We start from the raw sequence: 7937 nt of genomic DNA, 5'->3' as shown, positions 1-7937 counted from the left end.
CGCACGCGGTGGCTGCGAGCGCGACGACGGCCAGAGCGGCCGCGAAGCGCGAGCGTCGGGTGGTTCGCACGGGGGTGCCTCCATGTCGGTACATCGGGAGTGCCGGGGCGGGAGCGGCCGCGGCGAGCGACCGCGCTGCGGTCGAGTGAGGGCAGCCTAACCTCACTCGACCTGGAACGCCTAACCGGCCGCCCCGAACCGCCCCGTCCGCGCACTAGCCTCGGCGCCCTGGCCCGGCGCCCGGAGCGCTCCCGCGCCGACCGTACGAACCCGCGTCCTCGAGGAGATCGCCCGTGCCGAAGATCATCTACACCTACACCGACGAGGGTCCCGCGCTCGCGACCGAGTCGCTGTTGCCGATCCTCGAGGCGTTCGCCGGGACCGCCGGCGTCGAGGTGGAGACCCGCGACATCTCCCTCGCGGGTCGCATCCTCGCCGCGTTCCCCGATCGGCTGCGCGACGACCAGCGGGTCGACGATGCCCTGGCCGAGCTCGGCGAGCTGGCCAAGACGCCCGAGGCCAACATCATCAAGCTGCCGAACATCAGCGCCTCCATCCCCCAGCTGAAGGCCGCGATCGCCGAGCTCCAGGAGGCCGGGTACGCGGTGCCGGACTACCCCGAGGAGCCGGGCAGCGACGAGGAACGCGAGGTCCAGGAGCGCTACGCCGCGGTCAAGGGCAGCGCCGTCAACCCCGTGCTCCGCGAGGGCAACTCCGACCGTCGGGCACCCGCAGCCGTCAAGGAGTACGCCCGCAAGCACCCGCACCGCATGGGCGAGTGGTCCTCGGACTCGCGGTCGCACGTGGCCACCATGTCCGGCGGTGACTTCCGCTCGAGTGAGCGATCGGTCACCGTCGACGCCGCGACGGACGTGCGCATCGAGCTCGAGACCGGTGGCGGCGAGGTGACCGTCCTCAAGGCGTCGACACCGCTGCTCGAGGGCGAGATCATCGATGCCGCCGTGATGAGCCGCGCCGCCCTCGTGTCGTTCCTGCAGGAGCAGGTGGACGACGCCAAGCAGAAGGGTGTCCTCTTCTCGGTGCACCTGAAGGCCACGATGATGAAGGTGTCCGACCCCATCATCTTCGGTCACGCGGTCCGCGCCTACTTCGCGGATCTGTTCGAGCAGCACGGGGAGACCCTCGATCGGCTCGGCGTCAGCGCCAACGATGGCATGGCCAGCCTCGAGAAGGCGATCGAGGAGCTCCCCGAGGACCAGAGGTCGGCCATCCAGGACGCCATCCGTCGCGCCTACGAGACCGGGCCGTCGCTCGCGCAGGTCGACTCGAGCCGAGGCATCACCAGCCTGCACGTCCCCTCCGACGTCATCGTCGACGCCTCGATGCCGGTCGTGGTCCGCGACTCGGGACAGATGTGGAACGAGAACGACGAGCAGCAGGACACCAAGGCGGTCATCCCCGACTCCAGCTACGCCGCGCTGTACGACGAGACCCTCGAGTTCTGCAAGCGCAACGGTCAGTTCGACCCCACCACCATGGGGACCGTGCCGAACGTCGGGCTGATGGCGCAGAAGGCCGAGGAGTACGGTTCACACGACAAGACCTTCGAGATCCCGGCGGCGGGCACGGTCCGCGTGGTCGCCACGAGCTCGGGGCGCGACAGTGGCGACGGTGGCACCGTCCTGCTCGAGCACGCGGTCGAGGAGGGTGACATCTGGCGCATGTGCCAGACCAAGGACGCCCCCGTCCGCGACTGGGTCGGGTTGGCCGTCTCCCGAGCGCGGGCGACGGGGTGGCCGGCGGTCTTCTGGCTCGACCGCACCCGGGCGCACGACGCCGAGGTCCTCAGGAAGGTCGAGGCCGAGCTCGACACGCTCGACACCGACGGGCTCGACATCCGGTTCATGGCCGTCGACGAAGCCACCCGGTTCTCCCTCGAGCGCGCCAAGGCCGGGGAGAACACCATCTCGGTCACCGGCAACGTCCTGCGCGACTACCTCACCGACCTGTTCCCCATCCTCGAGGTCGGCACCAGCGCCAAGGTGCTGTCGATCGTGCCCCTGATGGCCGGCGGTGGGCTGTTCGAGACGGGAGCCGGAGGGTCGGCGCCGAAGCACGTGCAGCAGTTCGTCAAGGAGAACCACCTGCGGTGGGACTCGCTCGGTGAGTTCCTGGCACTGGCGGCCTCGTTCGACCACCTCGGTGAGCGGTTCGACAACGCTCGGGCCAAGCTGCTCGGTGACACCCTCGACCGTGCGACGGCGACCTTCCTCGAGGAGGGCCGGTCGCCGTCCCGCAACGTCGGTGAGCTCGACAACCGAGGCAGCCACTTCTACCTCGCGATGTACTGGGCGCAGGAGCTGGCGTCGCAGGACGACGACGCGGAGATGGCCGAGGCGTTCGCTGCCCTCGCTGAGCGGCTGGCAGCCGACGAGGACACCATCATCGCGGAGCTGAACGAGGTGCAGGGCGACCCGGTCGACACCGGTGGCTACTACTGGCCGGACCGTGAGCGCGTCGCCGCGGCGATGCGGCCGAGCGAGACCTTCAACGCCGCGCTGGCCACCATCGAGTCGTAGCCGATCGGTTCGGCAGGAACGGACGAGGGCGGGCCCGTGACGGTCCCGCCCTCGCTGCCGTTCGCGTGGGATCAGTCGATCGGGTCACCGTGGCCAGCCTCGACCGCGAGGTCGAGCGCGCGGGCCAGGAACGTCGCCACCTGCCCGCGGGTCACGTCCGCGCCCGGCGCGTAGCTGCCGTCCGGCAGGCCGGTGACCACGCCGCGGACGGCCAGCCGGTCGATCGCCGCAGCGTGGACCGAGCTGGTGTCGTCCGCGAAGACGTCCGCCACGGTCGCCGGCGGGAACGAGCGGTCGACCGCACCGTCGTCGAGCAGGTCGAGGAAACGGTCGAGCAGCGACGCCATCTGTGCCCTGGTCAACGTCCCGTGCGGCTCGAACGTCGTCTCGGTCTTCCCCGAGATGACCCCCGCCGCCGCGAGCGCATCGATGTTGGCCTCGTGGGTCGACCCGTCATCGTCGGTGAAGCGATCCGGTCCGGCCGGCAGGCTGCGACCGGTCGCCACCTCGTAGGACCTGACCAGGAGCGTGGCGGCTTGTCCACGGGTCACGTCCCCGTTCGGCACGAACCGGCCGGGCTCACGCCCGACGGTGATCGCCCCGTCCGCCAGGCACACGATCGCGGGGGCGTGCGTGGTGCCGGCGACGTCGTCGAAGGGGTCGTCGTAGGGGCCGGGGCAGGCCCGGTCGATGCCTCGGGAGTAGGGCCAGACGGCGAGGTCGGTGTCGAAGCGAGGCGCGGACGCGGTGAAGTCCGGTGCCCACGACCACCCCTCGACCGTTCCGGGAGCCGGGCGGCTGTCACCGCCACCGACCTCGTACCCGGTCCACTCCCCGCCGGGTGCTGCCGTCCAGTACGACCAGTACCCGTCCTCGAAGCAGGTGTCCGCGGGTTCGCCTTCGGACAGCTCGGGCAGCTCGTCGATCTGGCACAGCGAGTCACCGAACGAGAAGCTGGCGTAGCTGGTGTCGAAGCCCGCAGCCTCGATCAGGTCGTGCCCGCTCGTGCCTGCGTCGAAGGGTCCGTCCACGCACGTCACCTGCGGGGCGAGGTCCGGCGCGAGGGCGGTGAAGTCCACGACGATGGTCACGCCGGTCCCATCCGGGCACGGTTCGTCGGTCAGGCAGCGCAGGTAGCTCGTCTCAGCGGCAGCGTCGCTGGCGTCGAGCAGGTCCAGCCTCGGCGCCTCGGCGAACGGCGCCTGCGCCGTGGCGAGCCGCACGTTGCCGTCCGCGTCCGGGTAGGTGGCGAACGACCCGCGGAGCGCGACGTCAGCCTCGCAGCCGCGCTGCAGGGAGCTCACGAAGCCGGCAGCCGCGTCGGCCTCAGCGGTGCGACCCGCAGCACGGAACGCCTGGGCCGCGAGGGCGGAGGAGTTGGTGTTCGGGTCCGCGGCGGGGTACCCGCCGTCGGTCCCCCGCTGCGTGAGCAGCCAACTGACCTGTGCGTCGGCGTCGCGCCCGGTCGCGAGCAGGGCCTGCACCGCCACGGCGGTCACGTCCACCTCACCGTTCGCGCAGGTGCCCGTGAGGCTGAGCGACCCGTCCTCGCACACGAAGCTCGCGAGGTAGTCGACAGCGATCGAGGGCGCACCGTCGGCGGTGGTCTCGAGGGCGAGGATCGCCAACGACTGCACGAACAGCTGCGGACCGTCGCCGAACGAACGCACGCGCCCGTCCGGCTCGATGCGGTCACGGAGCACCGCCTCGGCGTCGGTGCCGCCGATGACCGGCGAGCGGTCGAGCGCGTCCGCGGCCAGGATGGCTTTGGCAGCGTTGCCCGACGTGGAGTCGGTGTCACCACCGAGGTAGGTCGGCGCGCGCTCCTCGAGGGCGGCGAACGCCTCCACCGCCGCGTCGCGTGCGCTGCCAGCGGCGGCGAAGCCGAGGATGGCATCGGTCAGCTGGTCACCGCCGGGCGACGGGGTAGCGGCGAGGTCGCGGGCGAGCCAACCGGCGGCCGCCGCGAGCGGATCGGTCGTGGGGACGTCAGCGGCGGCCGGTGCAGCCCCGAGGGGGACGAGCAGGCCGACGGTGAGCAGCGCGGCGGACGCGCTTGCGACGAGCCGGCGGGGGCCGCCGGTTCGGGATCGGGTGAGCAGGTGCATGCGTTGTGCCTCTCGGCGAGCGGTCCGTGACGGACCGGTCCCGAGGGCCACGCTGTGCGACGGCCCGGTCGGCCGACGGCACACGCGTCCCTGCGTTCCCGGCTCCGTCCCGTAGACCTCGACGGACGTGTGGAGCCGCTCGTCCCGGTCGGTGCTCCGGCTCGCGCCCCGCCGGTTCGCGGGACGACTCACGGTTGCGGGTCAGCGCCGGATTCGCACCGGCTTCCCCGAACGCGGGACGTGGTTCACCACGTGGCTCTCGCCGCGTGGTGACGCGACCTTAGCGCCACTGGCGACGTACGCTGGCATCGTCGCGCCCCCTCGGGGGGGCGCCCCTGGGGAGCGATCCGTGGCCCGTTCCGGCCCTCCGGCCTACGCGTGGGACTGGTTCTCGCGACAACGCCTGCTCTGGCGCGAGGCGCGGACCCGACTGACCGAGATCGCCGCGCCGGCCGCGACCCGCTACCACGCCGTGGAGACCCGGCCCGAGGTCATCGCCCTCCTCCGAGCGGACTACGGCCGCGACCCCGTCGTGCGCGACGTGGTCCACCGCGTCGTCGCCGAGGTGGCCTTCCTCGGCCGCACCGACGTCCGGTTCAGCGACCTCGGTCTGCGCAACCCGCCGCGTGGGTTGACCTGGTGGTGGTCGGCGCTGACCGGCGAGGAACCCGCGCCGCCCCCGCAGCCAGCGCCACCGACGGGCGGGCCCGACCTGCCCCCCGCGCAGCTCCGGCTCGATGAGGTCCAGCAGGGCTGGGGCGGCTGACCGATCCCTCGGCCGCGCCCGTCAGCGTGAGCCGTCCTCGAGGTCGGGCAGGTCGACCGCGACGCGTGCTCCGGTGGTGTGGGCCACCACCGACAGCACGGCGCCGATCGTCGCGCCGACCTCGCGCGCCGTCGACAGACCGAGACCGAAACCCGGGGAACGGTCGTGGCCGCGCACGAAACGCTCGAAGATGGCGTCACCGAGGTCGGCAGGGATCCCCGGGCCGTCGTCGGTGACGGTCACGGTCACCCCGGTCGGCGTCGCGCGCCCCTCGAGCTCCACCCGGTCGCCGTGTTCGAGCGCGTTCTCGACGATCGGACCGAGGACGAGACGGGCGACGACCGGATCGGTGGTGAGCCGCAGGTCTCCGGCGCACGTCACCGTGCAGCGGTCCTCGCCGCCCTGGTCGTGCACCACGAGATCCAGGACGTCCCGGACCAGGCACGGGACCGGGTCCGGGATCGTGTGGCCGAGGTCGACGCTCGCCAGCGTCAGGACCTCCTCGACGAGGTGCTCGAGCCGGACGCTCGCGGTGACGATGCGATCGAGCATCCCGTGACGCTGCTCCACGCTGAGCAGGTCCTCCTGCGCGCCGAGCGTCGTCGCGAAGCCGGAGATGATCGTGAGCGGGGTCCGCAGCTCGTGGGAGATCCGCGCGACGAAGTTCGACCGGACACGGTCGAGGTCGCGCTGTTCCTCGAGCCGTCGGACCGTCATCACCGCACCAGCGAGCAGCACCGCAGCCAGCTCGAGATCCTCGATCCGCGCTGGGGACGGACAGCTCGCTCCGTGGACCACGAGCGCTCCGCGCGTGCGGCCCTCGACCACGAGGGGGGTCGCCACCTGCGTGCCGTCCGTCTCCGAGACGACGGTGTGTCCGGCGCTCATGGCCCGATGGAGCGTGGTCGCGGCGTCGTCGCACCCGTGGCTGTCGACGGGGACGGCCGCCACGACGTGGGTGCCGTCGCCGGCCGCGAGGTGCAGACACAGCCGCACGCCCGGGTCCGGGCGCAGCAGGCCCTCGGCGACCGTCTCGAGCAGCTCCTGCGGGCCGGCCTCGGCGCGCATCCGCCCGGCCGTGGCGAGCAGTCGGGCGTGCCGGCTCGGCCCGTCGGAGCTGGCGCGGTCGCGGGTATCCGGTGCGTCCACGGGTCCTCGGTGTGGTCTCGAACGCGGGCGCCGATCTTTCCGCCCGGCTGCGGCGCCTCCCGCACCGTAGCCTCGCCGCAGCACGCCGAACGACCCACGGCGCGGTCGGATCCGAACCACGCGGCGATGACCCGGTCCGGGTCGGTGCGACCGAGGAGGTCCCGTGTCCGCGGCGAGCGGCCCCCACCGCGCCACCGGTTTGCCGGTCCTGCGTGGTCTCGTGCGTGGTCAGCTCGCGCGCACCTTCGGCGGTCCAGCGTTCGATCCGACGGCGGACCGGGGCGACGCTGGCCTCACCGGTCCGGGATCACCGTCGTGGCGGGTCATCGCCGAACCCGCTGCCATCGCCGGTGGGGTGCGCGGGCTCCTGCTGCAGGTCGCCCACCCCCTCGCGATGGCGGGCGTCTACGACCACTCCGCGTTCCGCGACGACCCGCTCGGGCGTCTGCAGCGGACGTCGGGCTACGTCACGACGTCCGCGTTCGGGTCGACCCGGGAGGCGCTCGACGCCGCCGCCAGGGTCCGCCGGGCGCACCCCCACGTCCACGGCGTCGCGCCGGACGGTCGCCCGTACCGGGCCGATGACCCGCACCTGCTCGGGTGGGTCGGCATCGCCCTGACCAGCTCGTTCCTCGCCGCCCACCGGGCGTGGGCGCCGGTCGGGCTCGACCGTGCCGACGAGGATCGCTTCGTGCTCGAGCAGTCCCGGATCGCCGCGCTGCTCGATCCCCGCGTCGATCTCGACGAGCTGCGCGCGGACACGTCGACGTCCACCGCGTTCCGTGCCGGGCAGGTGCCGCTGCCGATGCTGGAGGAGGGCTACCTCCCCCGTGACGTCGAGGAGCTCGGATCGATCCTTGCTGCCTACGCGCCGGAGCTCGGGGTCAACCATCAGGGCCGCGAGGCGCTGCGGTTCCTGCGTTGGCCCCCGCTCCCCCCTGCGATCCGAGCCGCCTACCTGACCCTCTTCGGCGGTGCCGTCGGCTCGCTCCACCCCGATCATCGGGCGGCGCTCGGGCTGCAGCTGCCTCGTGGCGCAGCGCGGATCGCGGTGGGCAACACCCGCGCCGCACTCTCGCTGATGCGCCGCGCGACCGGAACCTCCCCGTCGATGGAGCTCGCGCGGGCCCGCGCAGCTGCGTGACGACCTAGGTTCGCGGCCCGACCCGAAGGGAGACCACGTGACCCGGCGCACAGCGATCCGCACCTGCCCCCTCTGCGAGGCCACCTGCGGGCTGGCGATCGAGCTCGACGACGACCGCGTCGTCGCGGTCCGTGGCGACGACGACGACGTCCTCAGCCGCGGGTTCCTGTGCCCCAAGGGCGCGCTCATCGGTGAGCTCGAGCACGACCCGGACCGCCTCACCGCCCCGC

The 7937-nt window shown here is 72.7% G+C and carries 6 protein-coding genes and 1 riboswitch; of the genes, 4 read left to right on the top strand and 2 right to left on the bottom strand.

Features of this window, described 5'->3' with window-relative positions:
- The first annotated feature begins 293 nt into the window (after nt 1–293).
- Nucleotides 294–2540 carry an NADP-dependent isocitrate dehydrogenase gene (locus WEB03_RS03815; RefSeq protein WP_368069648.1) on the top strand — a complete coding sequence of 749 codons (2247 nt, stop codon included), beginning with the start codon at nt 294–296 and terminating at the stop codon, nt 2538–2540.
- A 71-nt stretch (nt 2541–2611) separates the two neighbouring features.
- Here WEB03_RS03815 and WEB03_RS03810 read toward each other — a convergent pair whose 3' ends face one another.
- Nucleotides 2612–4648, bottom strand: coding sequence for an S-layer homology domain-containing protein (locus WEB03_RS03810; RefSeq protein ID WP_368069647.1), 2037 nt, complete (start codon nt 4646–4648; stop codon nt 2612–2614).
- Between the two features lie 150 nt (nt 4649–4798).
- Nucleotides 4799–4876: riboswitch (cobalamin riboswitch) on the bottom strand.
- A 121-nt stretch (nt 4877–4997) separates the two neighbouring features.
- Between WEB03_RS03810 and WEB03_RS03805 the strand changes: the two genes are divergently transcribed.
- Entirely contained in the window at nt 4998–5414 is a 417-nt protein-coding gene (locus WEB03_RS03805; protein ID WP_368069646.1) for a hypothetical protein, read from the top strand.
- A 21-nt stretch (nt 5415–5435) separates the two neighbouring features.
- Here the strand turns inward: WEB03_RS03805 and WEB03_RS03800 are convergent, their stop codons facing one another.
- Nucleotides 5436–6563 (bottom strand): sensor histidine kinase, encoded by a 1128-nt coding sequence (locus WEB03_RS03800; protein ID WP_368069645.1) that lies wholly within the window; start codon nt 6561–6563, stop codon nt 5436–5438.
- A 163-nt stretch (nt 6564–6726) separates the two neighbouring features.
- Between WEB03_RS03800 and WEB03_RS03795 the strand changes: the two genes are divergently transcribed.
- Nucleotides 6727–7707 carry an oxygenase MpaB family protein gene (locus WEB03_RS03795; protein ID WP_368069644.1) on the top strand — a complete coding sequence of 327 codons (981 nt, stop codon included), beginning with the start codon at nt 6727–6729 and terminating at the stop codon, nt 7705–7707.
- 37 nt (nt 7708–7744) lie between these two features.
- Nucleotides 7745–7937: hypothetical protein (locus WEB03_RS03790; protein WP_368069643.1), on the top strand; the 193-nt coding region annotated here is incomplete at its 3' end.

Source organism: Nitriliruptor sp. (genome assembly GCF_040882075.1).
Taxonomy (GTDB): Bacteria; Actinomycetota; Nitriliruptoria; order Nitriliruptorales; family Nitriliruptoraceae; genus Nitriliruptor.
This window is presented reverse-complemented; position numbering and strand designations above follow the sequence as displayed.

Coding starts and splice junctions, on each gene's coding strand:
- WEB03_RS03810 (WP_368069647.1), bottom strand. CDS start 4,648: ATGCACCTGCTCACCCGATCCCGAACCGGCGGCCCCCGCCGGCTCGTC.